This is a genomic window from Faecalibacterium sp. DFI.5.82, from assembly GCF_029076575.1.
Taxonomy (GTDB): Bacteria; Bacillota; Clostridia; order Oscillospirales; family Ruminococcaceae; genus Faecalibacterium; species Faecalibacterium duncaniae.
This window is the reverse complement of sequence record NZ_JARFIS010001185.1, coordinates 1-286: the sequence shown is the minus strand read 5'-3', so window position 1 is coordinate 286 and position 286 is coordinate 1. Positions and strand designations below refer to the sequence as shown.

Genomic DNA, 286 nt, shown 5'->3' with positions numbered 1-286 from the left:
CGATGAGAACGCCCGCAAAGCCGATGCCGCAGCCCAGCGCCTTGGCCGGGGTCATGCGGTCAGCCCTGCCGTAAAGGACATGGGCAAAGATGACCCCCAGAAAGCTCTGGGTGCTGTTCAGGATGCCCCCAAAGGCACCGGTGAGCAGGGCAACAGCGCTGTAGAAAAAGGCATACGGCGCTGTGGTCTGCCACAGGCCCAATGCACAGCATTCGGCCAGGATCTTCCCCTTGGGCATGGCGGGGAGCCTGCCCTCCAGCAGCAGGCTGCCGCCCAGTACCAGTAC

The 286-nt window shown here is 64.0% G+C and carries 1 protein-coding gene; it reads right to left on the bottom strand.

Going from position 1 to position 286, the window contains the following annotated elements:
- The coding region (locus tag P0G09_RS20655) for an EamA family transporter (RefSeq protein WP_342760591.1) at nucleotides 1–286 on the bottom strand (286 nt) is incomplete at both ends.